This is a genomic window from Nocardioides sp. SR21 (genome assembly GCF_022761125.1).
Lineage (GTDB): Bacteria > Actinomycetota > Actinomycetes > Propionibacteriales > Nocardioidaceae > Nocardioides.
In genome coordinates this window covers 92485-108242 of the sequence record NZ_JAKWJR010000007.1, presented here as the reverse complement: position 1 = coordinate 108242, position 15758 = coordinate 92485, and the positions used below count along the sequence as shown (strand labels likewise).

Genomic DNA, 15758 nt, shown 5'->3' with positions numbered 1-15758 from the left:
GGGCTCGGTGCGTCAGGGGTGAGCGGCTCGGTCGTGAGCGACTCGACCACCGTGAGCAGGTCGTCCTCGTCGGCCGAGCCGTAGACGAGGACCGCGTCGTCGCCGACCTCGGCGGCGAACGCGTGGTCGCCGCCCGGGTCGGAGTAGGTCTGCCAGGTCGGAGCCACCGAGCCGTCGACCTGGACCGAGTCGCCCTGGACGGCCTCGGTGCCGACGTACGTCGCGACGAGCTCGTCGATCGACGCGTCCTCCTGGCGAACGCCGGCGAACCTCTCGTCGTCGGTGACGAGCGCGATGTCGAACACGGGTGCGTCCGACATCGAGGAGGTCCCCTTGGCGAACCAGCCCTCCGGCAGGGTGGCCGGGTACACCGGCTCGAGCCCGACCTGCTGGAGCCCCACGACCAGGTCGAGGTAGTCGACGTGGTCGAGCTCGTACTCCGGCGTGTCGCGGAACACCCCGCGGTAGAGCACGAAGCCCAGCACGACCAGCACCAGCACGATCATCGAGCCGATGAGGCCGCCCGTCGACCGGTTGTAGCGGCCGGGCTTCCCGGTCTGTTGCACCTCACTCACGAGGCCATTCTCCCTGGTGACCTAGGGTTCCCGGGTGCCGGCCCTCGATCCAGCGCCCCGACTGGCGACCTCCGCCCGCTGCGCGCCGCCCACGACGCGCGCTGGCGGCGTTGCCGTCGCTCGAGAGACGACCGGGCATGACGTTCGCTCCGGCGCCTTGCCATCACACGCCGTGAACGACGCTCGCCGGGGCGCAGGTTGCTAGCCGAGGCGCTCGTCCCCGTCGCCGCGCTGGTCGCCCTGCTGGTCACGGCGTACGTGCACCCGCGGGGCCGGGTCGAGGCGACCGTCGGGCTGGCCGCCGCAGCCGCGACGCTGGCGACCGGGATCCTCGGCTGGGCCGAGGTCCGCGACACCCTCGAGCACCTCGGGCCCGTGGTGCTGTTCCTGGTCACGATCCTGGTGGTCGCCGATGTCTGCGGCCGCGCGGGACTGTTCGACGCGGCGGCGTCGCGGGTGCGGGACGCCGCCCGCGGCCGGCCGGTGCGGCTGTTCACCGGCGTCTTCCTGCTGGCCGCCGTCGTCACGACCGTCCTCAGCCTCGACGCCACCGTGGTGCTGCTGACGCCGGTGGTCGTCGGGGTCGCGGTCAGCACGAGCACGTCGTACCGGCCGGGGGCCCATGCTTGCCTACGGATGGCGAACTCCGCGTCGCTCCTGCTGCCGGTCTCGAACCTGACCAACCTGCTCGCGATGCCGCACCTCGACCTGACGTTCGCCGGCTTCGCGCTGACGATGGCGCCGGTCCTCGCAGTCGTGCTGGTCGTCGAGTACGCCGCCCTGCGGGTCCTGTTCCGGCGCGACCTGGCCATGCCTCCCGGCACGGTCGAGGACCCCGAGCACCCGCCGATGCCGATCGTGCCACTGGTCGCCGTCGGCCTGATGCTGACCGGCTTCGCCGTCGGCTCGCCGTTCGGGGTCGAGCCGTTCTGGTTCTCCGGCGCCGCGGCCGTCGCGCTGGCCCTGTGGGCCCGGCGCCGCGGGCTGCTCGGCACGTCCGACGTCGTCGCTGCAGCGCACCCGGCGTTCGCGCTGTTCGTGCTCTGCCTCGGCGTGGTGGTCGCCGCGCTGGGCACGGGCTTCCTGGGCGAGTGGGTCGCGGACGCGCTGCCGGCCGGCACCGGCTTCGCCGACCTGCTGCTGGTCGCGGTGATCGCGACCGTGCTGGCGAACCTGCTGACGAACCTGTCGGCCACCCTGCTGCTGGTCCCGCTGCTCGGGACGCTGGGCGACACCGCCGTGCTGGCCGCGCTGCTCGGGCTCAACATCGGCTCCGGGCTCAGCTACACCGGCTCGCTGGCCAACCTGCTGTGGCGCCGCAGCATGGTGCGTCTCGGACACCCGCCCCCGCTGCGCGAGCTGCACCGGGTCTCGCTGCTGATCACGCCGCTCAGCCTGATCTCCGCAGTTGCGGTGCTTTCGCTGGTCACCTGACCGCATCTGCGGCATGATTTCCGCGTGACGACCTACCGGATCGCGGAGGCCGCCGAGCTGCTCGGCGTCAGCGACGACACCCTGCGACGCTGGGTCGAGGCCGGCCGGCTGCCCGGCAGCCAGGAGGACGGCCGCACGGTCGTCGTGGGGGCCGACCTCGCCGCACTCGCGGAGTCGCTGGCCGACCACCCCGACCGCGAGGCGACGCGCGCGTCCGCGGTCAGCGCCCGCAACCGGCTCGCGGGCATCGTCACCAAGGTCAAGAAGGACACCGTCATGGCCCAGGTCGAGATGGTCTGCGGGCCCTACCGGGTCGTGTCGCTGATGAGCTCGGAGGCCGCCGACGAGCTCGGTCTCGAGCCCGGCGTCCGCGCCATCGCCTCGGTCAAGTCCACCAACGTCGTCGTGGAGCGCCCGTGAAGAAGCTGGTGCTGCTCGCCCTGGTCCTCCCCCTCGTCGCCGCCTGCGGCAGCGACGACGACGGGTCGAGCACCACCCTGACGGTGTACGCCGCCGCCTCGCTCACCGCGTCGTTCGAGGAGATCGCCGCGGAGTTCGAGGCCGAGCACGACGGCGTCGAGGTGAGGCTCAGCTTCGGCGGCTCGTCCGACCTGGTCACCCAGATCCAGGGTGGCGCCCCGGCCGACGTGTTCGCCTCGGCCGACACCGCGAACATGGACAAGCTGGTCGACGACGACCTCACCGGAGCCGACCCGCAGGGCTTCGCGACGAACACCCTGGAGATCGTGGTGCCGCCGGGCAACCCGGCCGGGATCACGTCGTTCCAGGACCTGGCGAAGCCCGGGCTGAACCTGGTGGTCTGCGCACCCGCGGTCCCGTGCGGCGCGGCGTCCCAGCAGGTCGCCGAGAACGCCGGCGTCACGCTCTCCCCCGTCAGCGAGGAACAGTCGGTGACCGACGTGCTCGCCAAGGTCACCTCGGGCGAGGCGGACGCCGGCCTGGTCTACGTCACCGACGTGCAGGCCGCGGGCGACGACGTCGAGGGCGTCGAGTTCCCCGAGTCCGACTCGGTGGTGAACACGTACCCGATCGCACCGGTCGAGGACTCAGGCGAGGCCGACCTCGCCGAGGAGTTCGTGCAGTTCGTGCTCGGCGACACGGGCCAGGGCGTCCTCGCGGACTTCGGCTTCGGCAGCACCAGCCCGTGATCCCCCGCTGGCTCTACGCGCCGGCGGCCGTGGGGGCGGCGTTCCTGCTGCTCCCCCTGGCCGCCATCGTCGCCCGGGTCGAGTGGTCGGAGTTCTTCACCCTGATCACGTCGGAGGCGTCGAAGGACGCGCTCTGGCTCAGCCTGCGCACGTCGGCGATGGCGACCCTGCTGTGCCTGCTGTTCGGCACGCCGATGGCCGTGGTCCTGGCACGTACGTCGTTCCCCGGCCAGGGCGTGCTGCGGTCGCTGGTCCTGCTGCCGCTGGTGCTGCCACCCGTGGTGGGCGGAGTCGCGCTGCTCTACACGTTCGGCCGCCGCGGCCTGCTCGGCCACGAGCTCGAGGTGCTCGGGATCCAGGTCGCGTTCTCGACGACCGCGGTGGTGCTCGCGCAGACGTTCGTGGCGATGCCGTTCCTCGTCGTGAGCCTGGAGGGTTCGCTGCGCACCGCCGGCCAGCGCTACGAGGTGGTCGCGGCGTCCCTGGGCGCCGCCCCCACGACGGTGTTCCGGAGGATCACGCTCCCGCTGGTGCTTCCCGGCCTCGTGTCGGGATCGGTGCTGGCGTTCGCGCGGGCCCTGGGCGAGTTCGGCGCGACCATCACGTTCGCGGGCAGCCTCCAGGGCGTCACCCGGACGCTGCCACTGGAGATCTACCAGCTGCGCGAGACCGACGTGGACGCCGCCGTCGCGCTGTCGCTGGTGCTCGTCGTCGTCGCGGTCCTGGTGATCGGCTTCGCAGGACGCCAGGGACGGAGCCTCGGATGAGCCTGCAGCTCACCGCGACGGTCGACGAGCGCGGCGTCGAGGTGGACCTGGAGATCGGCGAGGGCGAGACGCTCGCGATCCTCGGGCCCAACGGCGCCGGCAAGTCGACGGTCCTCGCGGTCGCAGCCGGGCTGCTGCGACCGGACCGCGGCAGGGTCGTGCTCGAGGGCCGTGAGCTGACCGGCCCCGGCACCTGGGTACCGCCGCACGACCGGCGCGTGGCGCTGCTCGCCCAGGAGCCGCTGCTGTTCCCCCACCTCGGCGTGCTCGACAACGTCGCGTTCGGCCCCCGCAGCAACGGCGCGAGCCGTCGTACGTCGCACGAGGCCGCGCGCCGCTGGCTGGGCGAGGTCGACGCCGCCGACCTCGCCGACCGCAGGCCGAGGCAGCTGTCCGGCGGCCAGGGCCAGCGGGTCGCCGTCGCACGGGCGCTCGCCGCGGAGCCCCGGCTGCTGCTGCTCGACGAGCCGCTGTCGGCGCTCGACGTCGCGGTGCTGCCCGCGCTGCGGCAGACGCTGAAGCGGGTGCTCGCCGGCCGGACCACGGTGCTGGTCACCCACGACGTGCTCGACGCGCTGCTGCTCGCGGACCGGGTCGTGGTGATGGAGGACGGCCGGGTCGCCGAGGCCGGGCCGACCGCCGAGGTGCTGGAGAGACCCCGGAGCGCGTTCGCGGCCCGCATCGCGGGTCTCAACATGGTGGCCGGCACGTGGCGCGACGGAGCGGTCGAGGGCATCCGCGGCATCGCGAGCGAGCCCGCTCCCGCCGAGGGCGACCCGGTGGTCGCAGTCTTCCGCCCCAGCGCCGTCTCGGTCTTCACGAGCTCACCGGGCGGCAGCCCGCGCAACGCGCTCGCGGTCACGGTCACCGACCTGGAACCGCGGGGCGACCAGGTGCGTGTCCGGGCCGGCCACCTCGCGGCCGACCTGACCGTCCAGGCCGCCGCCGAGCTCGACCTGGTGCCGGGCGCGCGCGTGGTCTTTGCCGTCAAGGCCAGCGAGGTCGCGGTCTACCGGCGGTGAGGCCGGTTGATCTCGACCCGCCGGTCGCGGCGTCGTTCCTCCGTCGCGTGGCTCGCTCGATCACCAGCAGCGGGTCCGCTGCGCCTCCCCGCTATCCTCAGCCCCATGACCGACACGCTGTCGCCGGCCCCTGAGTCCCCCGACCGCAACCTGGCGCTGGAGCTGGTCCGGGTCACGGAGGCGGCCGCGATGGCCGCCGGCCGCTGGGTCGGCCGCGGTGACAAGAACGGCGCGGACGGCGTCGCGGTCAACGCGATGCGCGTGATGATCTCGACCATCGGGATGAACGGCACCGTCGTGATCGGCGAGGGCGAGAAGGACAACGCCCCGATGCTCTTCAACGGCGAGCAGGTGGGCGACGGCACCGGCCCCGAGTGCGACGTCGCCGTCGACCCGATCGACGGGACCACGCTGACCGCCAAGGGCATGACCAACGCCGTGTCGGTGATGGCGGTCTCGCCGCGCGGCTCGATGTACGACCCGTCCGCGGTGTTCTACATGGAGAAGCTGGTCACCGGCCCGGAGGCCGCCGACGTCGTCGACATCCGCTACCCGGTCGCCGAGAACATCCACCAGGTCGCCAAGGCCAAGGGCAAGAACGCCGCCGACGTCACGGTCTGCCTGCTCGACCGGCCGCGGCACGCGCAGCTGGTCGACGAGATCCGCGCGACCGGCGCGATGATCAAGTTCATCAGCGACGGCGACGTCGCCGGCGCCATCATGGCCGCCCGCCACGAGACCGGCATCGACCTGCTGCTGGGCGTCGGTGGCACCCCCGAGGGCATCATCACCGCCTGCGCGATGAAGTCGCTGGGCGGCGTCATCCAGGGCCGGCTGTGGCCGCAGGACGACGACGAGCGCCAGAAGGCGCTCGACGCCGGGCACAACCTCGACCCCGACCACGTGCTCAAGACCGACGACCTGGTCACCGGCGACGACTGCTTCTTCGTGGCCACCGGCATCACCGACGGCGAGCTGCTCCGCGGCGTCCGCTACCGGGCCGGCGGCGCGACCACGCACTCGCTGGTGATGCGCTCGCGCAGCGGCACGATCCGCTCGATCACCTCGGAGCACCAGCTCCAGAAGCTACGCGCTTTTGCCTCGATCGACTTCGACAGCTGACGAGGACGACCGCAGCAGCGCGGCGGTCACGACGTCCGCGACCCGCGGGTCGAACGCCATCCCGAGGTGGGAGGCGCTGACCTCGACCGGCGCCGCGACCGGATCGATGCAGGCCTTCCAGTCCACGATCCCGTCGCGCCGGGAGTAGATGGCGGTGAAGTCGACGCCCCGCGGCATCGGCTCGCGGCACTCGGCGAAGCTCTGCCGGGCACACGGCCCCGCGACGCACTCCTCCGACATCAGGCCGGGCACGCCGGCGCGGCTGAGCCGGACCAGCATGTCCACGCTCGCGCTCAGGGACCGGTGGTGCGCGCCGGGCGCCAGCATCGGGCTGCCCATGGTCACGATGTTCGAGACCAGGTCGGGCCGGCGTACAGCGATCCCGCGGGCGAGCATGCCGCCCAGGCTGTGCCCGACGATCTGCACCCGCGAGTCGCGCTGGATCGCGATCGACTCCAGTCGGGCCTCGAGCTGGGCGGCCGCGTTGAGCGTGCAGCCGACATTGGCGTGGATGTGCGAGCGGTACGTCCGGAACCCCTGCGCCCGCAGGGTCCTGGCCAGCAGCGCCAGCGATCCGTCGCCCGCCAGGAAGCCGGGCACCAGGATCACCGGGTCGCCGAGCCGGGTCGCCCCGCGGTCGGCGTACGGCGTCGCCCGCCGCGTGCGCCGCTCCCCGGCCGCGCGCAGCGCGTACCGGCCGAACTCCGCGACCGCGCTGCCCTCGCGCAGCACCGCCGCCACCCGCGGGCTCTCGAAGCCCTCCGGCAGCAGGAAGTCGGCCAGAGGATGCGATGACATGTGACGCACATTACGTGTCATACCCGTCCGATCGGCCGGGCACGCGGAATGTTGAGCCCGGATTCCCAGGACTGGTTGACTTCTGGCATGTCTCAGTGCGCGGTGTCCGAGGAGCTGTTCGCCCCCGTGGGGCGCGGGATCGAGGTCTGCTACCAGACCTTCGGCGACCCCGACGGCGACCCGCTGCTGCTCGTCATGGGCCTCGGCGGCCCGATGACCTGGTGGGACCCCGAGCTGTGCGCGGCGCTCGCGGACGCCGGGTTCTACGTGATCCGCTACGACAACCGCGACACCGGCCGATCGACCGTGCTCGAGGGGCGGGTCGCCCGGAGCACGCTGGTCCGTGCGTTCGCGGGCACGCGGGTGCGCACGCCGTACTCCATGACGGACCTGGCGGCCGACGCCTGCGGGCTGCTCGACCACCTCGGGCTCGAGTCCGCACACGTCGCGGGCGTGTCGATGGGCGGGATGATCGTGCAGACGATGGCGATCGAGCACCCGGGACGGGTCCGCTCGATGACCAGCATCATGTCGACGACCGGCAAGCGCACCGTCGGCTGGCAGCACCCGTCCCTTCTCCCCGGCCTGGTCGGCGGCCGGAAGCCCGGCCGGGAGGCGTACGTCGCGATGAGCACGGCGTTCTGGCGCCAGATCGGCTCACCGGCGTACCCGCAGCCCGTCGAGACGGTCGAGAAGCGGGCAGCGGACACGTTCGACCGCGGCGTCAGCGCCAGCGGCGTGACGCGACAGATGCTGGCCGTGCTCACCCAGCCGAATCGCGGCGCGAGGCTGCACAGCGTGCGCGTCCCGACCCTGGTCGTGCACGGCCTGGCCGACCGGATGGTGCACGTGTCGGGCGGGCGCGCCACCGCCGCGGCCGTGCGCGGATCCGAGCTGCTGCTCATCGACGGCATGGGCCACGACCTGCCGCCCGAGCTGTTCGAGACGTTCGTCGGCGCGATCCGGCGGACGGCGGACCGTTGGTCGAGCCTGTCGAGACCCTCGACGTGACGTGGGGCGGTGACCACGGTGGTCACCGCCCCACGCTTGCTGGATCTCGATGCACACGTCGCGGCTTCGTTCCTCAGCCGCGCCGCTGCTCACTCCGACAGGCGCTCGCCGGTGTCGGTGTCGAACACGTGCACGTTGTGCGGGTCGGTCGTGACGTACATCGTCTCGCCCTTCTGCGGGTGGTTACGCCCGCTGACCCGGATGATGATGTTGCTCGGGGTGCCCTCGACGTCGCAGTTGCCGTAGACGAAGGCGTCCGAGCCGAGGTCCTCGACGACGGTGACCTGGACCGGCAGGCCGGCCTCGCTGTTGCCGACCACGCGCCACGCCTCGGGGCGGACGCCGACGGTGATGTTGCCCTCCATCTTCCGGGAGGCGGTGGGGTCGACCGGGACCAGGTAGTTCCCGATCTTGGCCTTGCCGTCGTCGGCCTTGGCCTTCATCAGGTTCATCTGCGGGGAGCCGATGAAGCCGGCCACGAACAGGTTGACCGGCTTGTCGTACAGGCCCAGCGGGGTGTCGACCTGCTGGAGGATGCCGTCCTTCATGACCGCGACCCGGTCGCCCATCGTCATCGCCTCGACCTGGTCGTGGGTGACGTAGACGGTGGTGACGCCGAGGTCGGCCTGGAGCTTGGCGATGTCGGTGCGGGTCTGCACGCGCATCTTGGCGTCGAGGTTCGACAGCGGCTCGTCCATGCAGAACACCTGCGGCTGACGCACGATCGCGCGACCCATCGCGACGCGCTGGCGCTGACCACCGGAGAGGGCCTTCGGCTTGCGCTCGAGGTACTCGGTCAGGCCGAGGATCTTCGCGGCCTCCTCGACGCGGCGGCGCCGCTCGTCGGCGGGCACCTTCGCCATCTTCAGCGCGAACGCCATGTTGTCGGCGACCGACATGTGCGGGTAGAGCGCGTAGTTCTGGAACACCATCGCGATGTCCCGGTCCTTCGGCGGGGTGTTCGTGATGTCGCGGTCCCCGATGAAGATCCTCCCCTGGTTGACCTCCTCGAGGCCGGCGAGCATCCGCAGGGTCGTGGACTTGCCACAACCCGACGGGCCGACGAGGACCATGAACTCGCCGTCCGCGATCTCGAGCGAGATCCCCGGGACGGCCGGGCGGTCAGTGCCGGGATACCAGCGCTGCGCCTCTTCGAACCTGACTGTAGCCATGCGTGAACAACTCCTTCACCGGCAGGTACGTGCCGGACGATCCGTAGTAAAGGTGAGCGCGCTCACAGTACCCGGCGCGACCGCGCTTCGGACGGCATGGGTTTACAACGCCCTCCGACAGGGCTACATGTGATGTACACCACTCAGAGGGAGGGCGCATGGATCGAGTACGCCGCAACCTCGCCGCTGGTGCCGCATTGCTCACCATCTCGGGACTGCTCGCCGCCTGCTCGGCCAACGCGAGCTCCGGCGACACCCTGACGTGGTACATCAATCCGGACGCCGGCGGCCAGGCGAAGGTCGCGGAGAACTGCAGCACCGACGACTACACGATCGAGGTCCAGGTCCTCCCGCAGGATGCCAGCCAGCAGCGCATCCAGCTGTCCCGGCGGCTCGCCGCCGAGGACCCCGAGATCGACATCATGAGCATCGACCCGCCGTACACCGCGGAGTTCGCGAACGCCGGCTTCCTGGCCGAGATCCCCGAGGACCTCCAGTCCACGCTGGAGGAGCAGTCCTTCCAGGGCGCGGTGGACGCCGCGACCTGGGACGACCAGATGGTGGTCGCGCCGTTCTGGTCCAACACCCAGGTGCTCTGGTACCGCAAGTCGTTCGCCGAGAAGGCCGGCATCGACATGGAGCAGCCGGTGACGTGGGACCAGATCATCGAGGCCGCGGCGAAGAACGACGGCAAGGTCGCCGTGCAGGCCAACAAGTACGAGGGCTACGTCGTCTGGATCAACGCGCTGATCTCCGGCGCCGGCGGCGAGATCGCCACGGACACCGACAAGGGCGTCGACCTGACGCTCGAGATCGACTCCCCGGCCGGCGAGAAGGCCGCAGCGATCATCGAGAAGCTCGCGAACTCCCCGGCCGCCCCGGCCGACCTGTCGGTCTCCAACGAGGGCACCGCCGGCGGCACGTTCGGCGGGGAGCAGGGCGCGTTCATGGTCAACTGGACCTACATCTGGACCAACTTCGACGAGACCCAGCCCGAGGTGAAGAAGGACCTCGGGTTCGCCCGCTACCCGCAGTCCACCGAGGGCGAGGAGTCCCGCCCGCCGTACGGCGGCATCGGCGTCGGCGTCAGCGCCTACTCCAACAAGGTCGACGAGGCCATGGAGGCCATCGAGTGCATCACCTCGCCGGAGAACCAGGGCGTCAACGCCGAGCTCACCGGCAACATGCCGGCCAGCTCGGCAGGCTACGACTACCCGGCGCTCGCGGAGATCTACCCGCAGCCGCTGCTCGACCTGTTCCAGGAGAGCCTCGACGCGGCGGCCCCGCGCACGGTGACGCCGTACTGGAGTGACATCTCCGGGGCGATCCAGAGCTCCTGGCACCCGGCCGACGGCGTCGACGACCAGACCCCGCCGGACTCACAGCAGTTCGTCGAGGACGTGCTGCACGGAAGGAGCCTGCTGTGAGCACCGTGACCGCCACGGCGGCGACCAAGCCGAAGCCGCCGAAGAAGAAGGTCAGCGACCGGTCGCGCGCCGAGAACCGTCTCGGCCAGCGGCTGGTGGCCCCGGCCGTCGTTGTGATGCTCGCCGTCACGGCCTGGCCGATGATCCAGGCGCTCTACCTGTCGACGTTCCGCTACCGGCTGACCTCGCCGGACGACAAGGAGTTCATCGGCCTCAGCAACTACGGGACGGTGCTGACCGACCCGCTGTTCTGGCAGGACACCTGGAACACCGTGCTGATCATGGTGGTCACCGTCGCCGTCGAGCTGGTGATCGGCTTCGCGTTCGCGATGGTGATGCACCGCATCGTGTTCGCGCGGGGCGCGATCCGGACCTCGATCCTGATCCCCTACGGGATCATCACCGTGGTCTCGGCGTACGCCTGGCAGTTCGCGTTCAGCCTCAACAACGGCTTCGTGAACGCGTGGTTCGCCTGGCTGCCGTGGCTGGAGCCGGACACCAACTGGTTCGGCAGCCACTGGCCGGCGATGTTCGCGATCATGGTCTCCGAGATCTGGAAGACCACGCCGTTCATGGCGCTGCTGCTGCTGGCCGGGCTCTCGCAGGTCTCGGAGGACATGATCGAGGCCGCGAAGGTCGACGGCGCCACCTGGTGGCAGCGGCTGTGGAAGGTGATCCTCCCGAACATGCGGGCCGCGATCATGGTCGCCGTGCTGTTCCGGGCACTGGACGCGTTCCGCATCTTCGACAACATCTACGTGATGACCCGGGGTGCCCAGGACACCGAGTCGTCCTCGTTCCTGACCTATCGCCAGGTGATCGAGCAGATGCAGCTGGGCCTCGGGTCCGCGCTGTCGGTGCTGCTCTTCTTGTCGGTGCTGTTCCTGGCGTTCCTGATCGTCAAGCTGTTCAAGGTCGACCTGGCGCAGGCGAGGGGTGAGGGCTGATGAACGAGACACGCACCAAGATCGGCACCTGGGTGGGCTTCGTGTTCATCCTCGTCTGGTGCCTGCTGCCCGTCGTCTGGATCATCTCGCTGTCGTTCAAGGGGCCCTCGGAGACCGCCGCGGGCAGCCCGCAGTTCCTGCCCAAGGAACCGACGCTGCAGAACTACGACGACATCATCAACAACCCCGACTTCCGGGACTCGTTGATCAACTCGTTCGGCATCTCCGCGATCTCGACGGTCCTGTCGGTGATCCTCGCAACGCTCGCGGCGTACGCCATCGCCCGCCTGGAGTTCAAGGGCAAGCGCCTGGTGCTGTCGCTCGCGCTGGCGATCGCGATGTTCCCCGTCGTCGCGCTGGTCGGGCCGTTGTTCGACCTGTGGCGGACGCTGGGGCTCTTCAACACCTGGCCCGGCCTGATCATCCCGTACATGTCGTTCACGCTGCCGCTGGCGATCTGGACGCTGTCGGCGTTCTTCCGCGAGATCCCGTGGGAGATGGAGCAGGCCGCCCAGGTGGACGGCGCCACGTCGTGGCAGGCGTTCCGCAAGGTGATCGTGCCGCTCGCCGCACCGGGCGTCTTCACCGCCGCGATCCTGACGTTCTTCTTCGCGTGGAACGAGTTCGTCCTCGCCATCTCGCTGACGTCGACGACCCAGTCGCGAACGGTCCCGGCCCAGCTGTCCTTCTTCGTGGGGCCCGACCCGTTCAACCCGCCGTACGGGCAGCTCGCCACGGCCTCCGTGATCGTCACGGTCCCGATCATCATCATCGTCCTGCTGTTCCAGCGAAAGATCGTCGCCGGTCTCACCTCCGGCGCAGTGAAGGGGTGAACCGATGGCTTCCATCGAGATGAAGAACATCGTCAAGGAGTACGGCGACGGCTTCGCAGCCGTGAACGACGTGTCCATCGACGTCCAGGACGGCGAGTTCATGATCCTGGTCGGCCCGTCGGGCTGCGGGAAGTCGACGCTGCTGCGGATGATCGTCGGGCTCGAGGACATCACCTCGGGCGACATGATGATCGGGGACCGCAAGGTCAACGACCTGGCGCCGCGCGACCGCAACCTCGCGATGGTGTTCCAGAACTACGCGCTGTACCCGCACCTGACCGTCTACGAGAACATCGCGTTCCCGCTCCGGCTGGCGAAGGCGCCCGACTCCGAGGTCGACGAGAAGGTCCGCAAGGCATCGAAGACGCTCGACCTCGACGAGCACCTCGAGCGCAAGCCGGGCAACCTGTCCGGCGGTCAGCGTCAGCGCGTGGCGATGGGGCGGGCGATCGTCCGCGAGGCGGACGCGTTCCTCTTCGACGAGCCGCTCTCGAACCTCGACGCCAAGCTGCGCGGCCAGATGCGCACCGAGATCTCGCGGCTGCAGAAGCGTCTCGGCATCACCACCGTCTACGTCACCCACGACCAGACCGAGGCGATGACGCTCGGTGACCGGGTCGCCGTGCTCAAGCGCGGCATCCTCCAGCAGCTGGCCACGCCGCGTGAGCTGTACGAGAACCCCGGCAACCTCTTCGTGGCGGGGTTCATCGGCTCGCCGCCGATGAACTTCCTGCCCGCGACCGTCGAGGGACGGCAGGTGAAGCTGCCGTTCGGCTCGGTCGAGATCCCGCGCGAGAAGGCCGAGAAGGTCCAGGACAAGGGTCTGCTGATGGCCGGCATCCGGCCCGAGTACTTCGAGGACGCGTCGGTGAAGACCGGACCGATGACCGGCTCCACGTTCCACGCGACCGTCGACGTCGTCGAGTGGCTGGGCAACGAGACCTACGCCTACATCCCGTTCGAGGCGCCGCCGGAGGTCGAGCAGCAGCTGCGCCAGCTCGAGCGCGACCTCGACGGCGACTCGATGCACACGCAGCTGGTCGTCTCGCTGGACGGCGCCAGCCGGATCAAGGAGGGCGAGGAGGCCGAGATCTGGGTGGACGGCTCGAAGATCCACCTGTTCGACCCCGCCTCCGGCGACAACCTCACCGTCGACCACGACAACGCGGGCCGGATCCCCACCCCCCGGGAGACGCCCGCCTAGGAGCGCGTCAGGCGACGGCACTCGTCCGGCGCGCAGTCGACCCAGGCGCGCAGTCGCCGGGCGAGGTCACGCGCCCAGGGTTCGTCGCGACGTGCGGCGTACACGTTGGTCTTCTCCCAGGACCGTTTGCGGTAGTCGTAGAGCTCCCACGCGTGGCTGGCTCCGCGCCACGACCGCGACAGGTCCAGGCGGACCAGCAGGCCCCGCTCGCTGCGCACGGCGACGTACGACGGCAGCGCGTCGATCCGTCCGCCGGTGCCGGTGTCGGCGTCCGGCTCACCGTCGCGCACCGGCGTGTAGGCGTGCTCGACGAACGCGTACTCCGGCCCGTCCCAGCCCGCCCGGTCCAGCGCCGGGACCATGCTGGTGCCGGCCCGGCGCCCCGACGTCTGGGCGCCGGCGAGCTCCTCGATCGTGGGCGCGAGGTCGACGTTCGTCGTGAACACCTCGCGGCGCCCGGGCGCGATGCCCGGACCAGTGACGAGCAGCGGCACCTGCACGTCCGAGCGGTACGGCGTGCCCTTGCCGCCGCGCAGGCCGTGCTGGCCGAGGTGGAAGCCGTTGTCCGACGTCAGGATGACGTAGGTGTCCGGCCCGACCGCGCGGCGCAACCGGGTGAGCATCCGGTCGATGGACTGCACCATCCGGGCGCGGTCGCGAAGGAAGGCCGTCGCCATGCCGGCGCTCATGCCCTCACCGACCCGGCGCCAGGACGGCGCGGTCGCCGTGCCGCCACCGGCACGCACGACCGTGGGCCGGTTGTCGTTGGAGCCGTCGCCGAAGCCGGGCAGGTCCCGCGTCGTCAGTGACGCGCAGCTGCGGACGCCGCAGTTGCCGCGCGGGTGCCCGGCGCGCGGCCGGTCCTCGAACGCCGACGGGAACACGGGGTCGCGCGGGTAGGACGGGTTGCCGACGCGGGAGTGCGGGCCGTACGGCGCGACGTACAGGAAGTAGGGGTCGTCCTTGCGCTCGTAGCCACGCACCAGCCTGAGCGCTCGGTCGGCGATCACGTTGGTCGCGTACGCCCGGTCCTTGCGGGCCCGGGACGCGTGCACCGACGGCCGACGCACCTGGTGGAGGACCAGGTGGTCGCCGCGGCGGGTGGTGCGCTCGAACCCCCAGCCGGCGTACCCGCCCGGCATCACGGCCTCGAAGTCGTCCCATCCGGGGACCAGCGGGAGCTCGTCGCCGAACGTGGCCCGGTCGTACTTGTTCATGAACTTGCCGACGAAGCCGGTGCGGTAGCCGCGCTCGTCCAGCGACACGTTGACGGTGTGCTGCTCGTTGCCGTTGTCGCGGAACGCGGTGTAGCCGCCGTCCGGGGAGGTGTTCGTGCGCACGCCGTTGAGGTGGGGCGGCAGCCCGGTGAGGGTCGCGGCCCGCGAGGGGCAGCAGAGCGAGTCGACGACGTACGCGTTGGTGAACTCCGCGCCCGTGCGGCGCATCCGCTGGCCCTCGCTCATCGTCGACAGCAGCTCGACGGAGAAGTCGTCCATGAGGACGAACACGATGTTCGGGCGGGCGGGGGCGGCCGCGCTGCCCGCCGCGGTCGGCGCGGTCGCCGTGGAGGGCGTGACCAGGCCGAGGAGCAGGGTGAGCGGCAGCAGCAGGCGTCGGATCGGCACCCGCCGAATACTGCACTAAATCTATCGACTTAATGTAGTCGGCTCGCCGACTGGACTCCTCACCCCTTGCGGACGACCGTGACCGCGCCCATGAGGGCGACGCCGCGCACGCGGACCACCGGCGAGTCCGCAGTCAGCTGCGGCTCGACCTTGTCGCGCGCCTGCTCGAACGTCCCCATCACCCCGGCGCCCTCGACGATCACCCGGGTCTGCGCGTTCACGATGATGTCGATGCCGCCCATCAGCGTGTTCGCCGTGATCTCGACCTGCGGGCTCGCGAAGACCGCCTCACGCAGGTCGACGTCGACGCCGCCCATCACGCAGAAGGCGCTGTAGGACGGCCCGACCTCCCACACGCCCTTGCGACTGGCGCCGCTCATGACCGCGACCGACGACTCGTACCGCGAGGCAAGGCCGGCCGCGGGCTGCGGCAGCGGCGCCTGCGTGGGGCGTGCCGCGGGCAGGTCCTGCGTGATCGGCACCAGGTCGGCGTACGTGCGAGCGGCGTAGGTGGCCGCCAGGCGCTCGTCCAGCTCGTCCATGTCGAGGCGGCCCTCGCCGGCGGCCTCACGCAGGATCTCCGAGACGGAGTGCCGGTCGGCGTCCGAGATACGCATCTGGGACCGGTCCGGCTCGAGCTCTCCCACCATGG

Annotated in this window: 15 protein-coding genes and 1 pseudogene; 11 read left to right on the top strand and 5 right to left on the bottom strand. The window is 70.8% G+C overall.

Going from position 1 to position 15758, the window contains the following annotated elements; all coding sequences use genetic code 11:
• Positions 1-47: 47 nt before the first annotated feature.
• Positions 48-566 (bottom strand): annotated as a pseudogene (locus MJ604_RS24410) (DUF4245 family protein); the annotation flags it as partial.
• Positions 567-773: 207 nt separating this feature from the next.
• Here MJ604_RS24410 and MJ604_RS14580 point away from each other — a divergent pair.
• From MJ604_RS14580 to glpX, 6 genes are all read left to right on the top strand, one after another.
• Positions 774-2009, top strand: a complete 1236-nt coding sequence (locus tag MJ604_RS14580) for an SLC13 family permease (RefSeq protein ID WP_243059221.1) — start codon at positions 774-776, stop codon at positions 2007-2009.
• 24 nt (positions 2010-2033) lie between these two features.
• Positions 2034-2429 (top strand): molybdopterin-binding protein, encoded by a 396-nt coding sequence (locus MJ604_RS14575; RefSeq protein ID WP_243059220.1) that lies wholly within the window; start codon positions 2034-2036, stop codon positions 2427-2429.
• Positions 2426-3178, top strand: a complete 753-nt coding sequence (gene modA / locus MJ604_RS14570; protein WP_243059219.1) for a molybdate ABC transporter substrate-binding protein — start codon at positions 2426-2428, stop codon at positions 3176-3178. Before MJ604_RS14575 ends, modA begins: the two co-directional genes overlap by 4 nt.
• On the top strand, positions 3175-3945 hold the full coding sequence (locus MJ604_RS14565) for an ABC transporter permease (protein WP_243059218.1): 771 nt from the start codon (positions 3175-3177) through the stop codon (positions 3943-3945). Before modA ends, MJ604_RS14565 begins: the two co-directional genes overlap by 4 nt.
• A complete protein-coding gene (locus MJ604_RS14560) occupies positions 3942-4967 on the top strand; it encodes a sulfate/molybdate ABC transporter ATP-binding protein (RefSeq protein ID WP_243059217.1) in 1026 nt (341 codons plus the stop codon). The genes MJ604_RS14565 and MJ604_RS14560 overlap by 4 nt, the downstream gene beginning before the upstream one ends.
• Before the next feature lie 105 nt (positions 4968-5072).
• On the top strand, positions 5073-6089 hold the full coding sequence (gene glpX, locus MJ604_RS14555; RefSeq protein ID WP_243059216.1) for a class II fructose-bisphosphatase: 1017 nt from the start codon (positions 5073-5075) through the stop codon (positions 6087-6089).
• On the opposite strand, the gene MJ604_RS14550 is transcribed toward glpX, so the two are convergent.
• Positions 6054-6887, bottom strand: coding sequence for a triacylglycerol lipase (locus MJ604_RS14550; RefSeq protein ID WP_243059215.1), 834 nt, complete (start codon positions 6885-6887; stop codon positions 6054-6056). The two genes, glpX and MJ604_RS14550, sit on opposite strands and share 36 nt — an antisense overlap.
• An 87-nt stretch (positions 6888-6974) precedes the next feature.
• Between MJ604_RS14550 and MJ604_RS14545 the strand changes: the two genes are divergently transcribed.
• Positions 6975-7898 (top strand): alpha/beta fold hydrolase, encoded by a 924-nt coding sequence (locus tag MJ604_RS14545; protein ID WP_243059214.1) that lies wholly within the window; start codon positions 6975-6977, stop codon positions 7896-7898.
• Positions 7899-7987: 89 nt separating this feature from the next.
• Here the strand turns inward: MJ604_RS14545 and MJ604_RS14540 are convergent, their stop codons facing one another.
• Positions 7988-9070, bottom strand: coding sequence for an ABC transporter ATP-binding protein (locus tag MJ604_RS14540; protein ID WP_243059213.1), 1083 nt, complete (start codon positions 9068-9070; stop codon positions 7988-7990).
• A 158-nt stretch (positions 9071-9228) separates the two neighbouring features.
• Between MJ604_RS14540 and MJ604_RS14535 the strand changes: the two genes are divergently transcribed.
• The 4 genes from MJ604_RS14535 to MJ604_RS14520 are packed head-to-tail and all read left to right on the top strand — an operon-like array spanning position 9229 to position 13481.
• Positions 9229-10497, top strand: coding sequence for an extracellular solute-binding protein (locus MJ604_RS14535; protein ID WP_243059212.1), 1269 nt, complete (start codon positions 9229-9231; stop codon positions 10495-10497).
• Entirely contained in the window at positions 10494-11444 is a 951-nt protein-coding gene (locus MJ604_RS14530) for a carbohydrate ABC transporter permease (protein ID WP_243059211.1), read from the top strand. The genes MJ604_RS14535 and MJ604_RS14530 overlap by 4 nt, the downstream gene beginning before the upstream one ends.
• Positions 11444-12277, top strand: coding sequence for a carbohydrate ABC transporter permease (locus tag MJ604_RS14525; RefSeq protein WP_243059210.1), 834 nt, complete (start codon positions 11444-11446; stop codon positions 12275-12277). The genes MJ604_RS14530 and MJ604_RS14525 overlap by 1 nt, the downstream gene beginning before the upstream one ends.
• Before the next feature lie 4 nt (positions 12278-12281).
• A complete protein-coding gene (locus MJ604_RS14520) occupies positions 12282-13481 on the top strand; it encodes an ABC transporter ATP-binding protein (RefSeq protein ID WP_243059209.1) in 1200 nt (399 codons plus the stop codon).
• On the opposite strand, the gene MJ604_RS14515 is transcribed toward MJ604_RS14520, so the two are convergent.
• On the bottom strand, positions 13478-15106 hold the full coding sequence (locus tag MJ604_RS14515) for a sulfatase-like hydrolase/transferase (protein ID WP_243059208.1): 1629 nt from the start codon (positions 15104-15106) through the stop codon (positions 13478-13480). The genes MJ604_RS14520 and MJ604_RS14515 overlap by 4 nt on opposite strands.
• 59 nt (positions 15107-15165) lie before the next feature.
• Positions 15166-15756, bottom strand: coding sequence for a DUF1707 domain-containing protein (locus tag MJ604_RS14510; RefSeq protein WP_243059207.1), 591 nt, complete (start codon positions 15754-15756; stop codon positions 15166-15168).
• Positions 15757-15758: the final 2 nt, after the last annotated feature.

Excerpts from the sequence above, each read along its gene's own strand:
- MJ604_RS14540 (WP_243059213.1), bottom strand. The coding sequence starts at position 9,070 with ATGGCTACAGTCAGGTTCGAAGAGGCGCAGCGCTGGTATCCCGGCACT.
- MJ604_RS14550 (WP_243059215.1), bottom strand. The coding sequence starts at position 6,887 with ATGTCATCGCATCCTCTGGCCGACTTCCTGCTGCCGGAGGGCTTCGAG.
- glpX (WP_243059216.1), top strand. The coding sequence starts at position 5,073 with ATGACCGACACGCTGTCGCCGGCCCCTGAGTCCCCCGACCGCAACCTG.
- MJ604_RS14510 (WP_243059207.1), bottom strand. The coding sequence starts at position 15,756 with ATGGTGGGAGAGCTCGAGCCGGACCGGTCCCAGATGCGTATCTCGGAC.
- MJ604_RS14545 (WP_243059214.1), top strand. The coding sequence starts at position 6,975 with ATGTCTCAGTGCGCGGTGTCCGAGGAGCTGTTCGCCCCCGTGGGGCGC.
- MJ604_RS14520 (WP_243059209.1), top strand. The coding sequence starts at position 12,282 with ATGGCTTCCATCGAGATGAAGAACATCGTCAAGGAGTACGGCGACGGC.
- MJ604_RS14535 (WP_243059212.1), top strand. The coding sequence starts at position 9,229 with ATGGATCGAGTACGCCGCAACCTCGCCGCTGGTGCCGCATTGCTCACC.
- MJ604_RS14560 (WP_243059217.1), top strand. The coding sequence starts at position 3,942 with ATGAGCCTGCAGCTCACCGCGACGGTCGACGAGCGCGGCGTCGAGGTG.
- MJ604_RS14525 (WP_243059210.1), top strand. The coding sequence starts at position 11,444 with ATGAACGAGACACGCACCAAGATCGGCACCTGGGTGGGCTTCGTGTTC.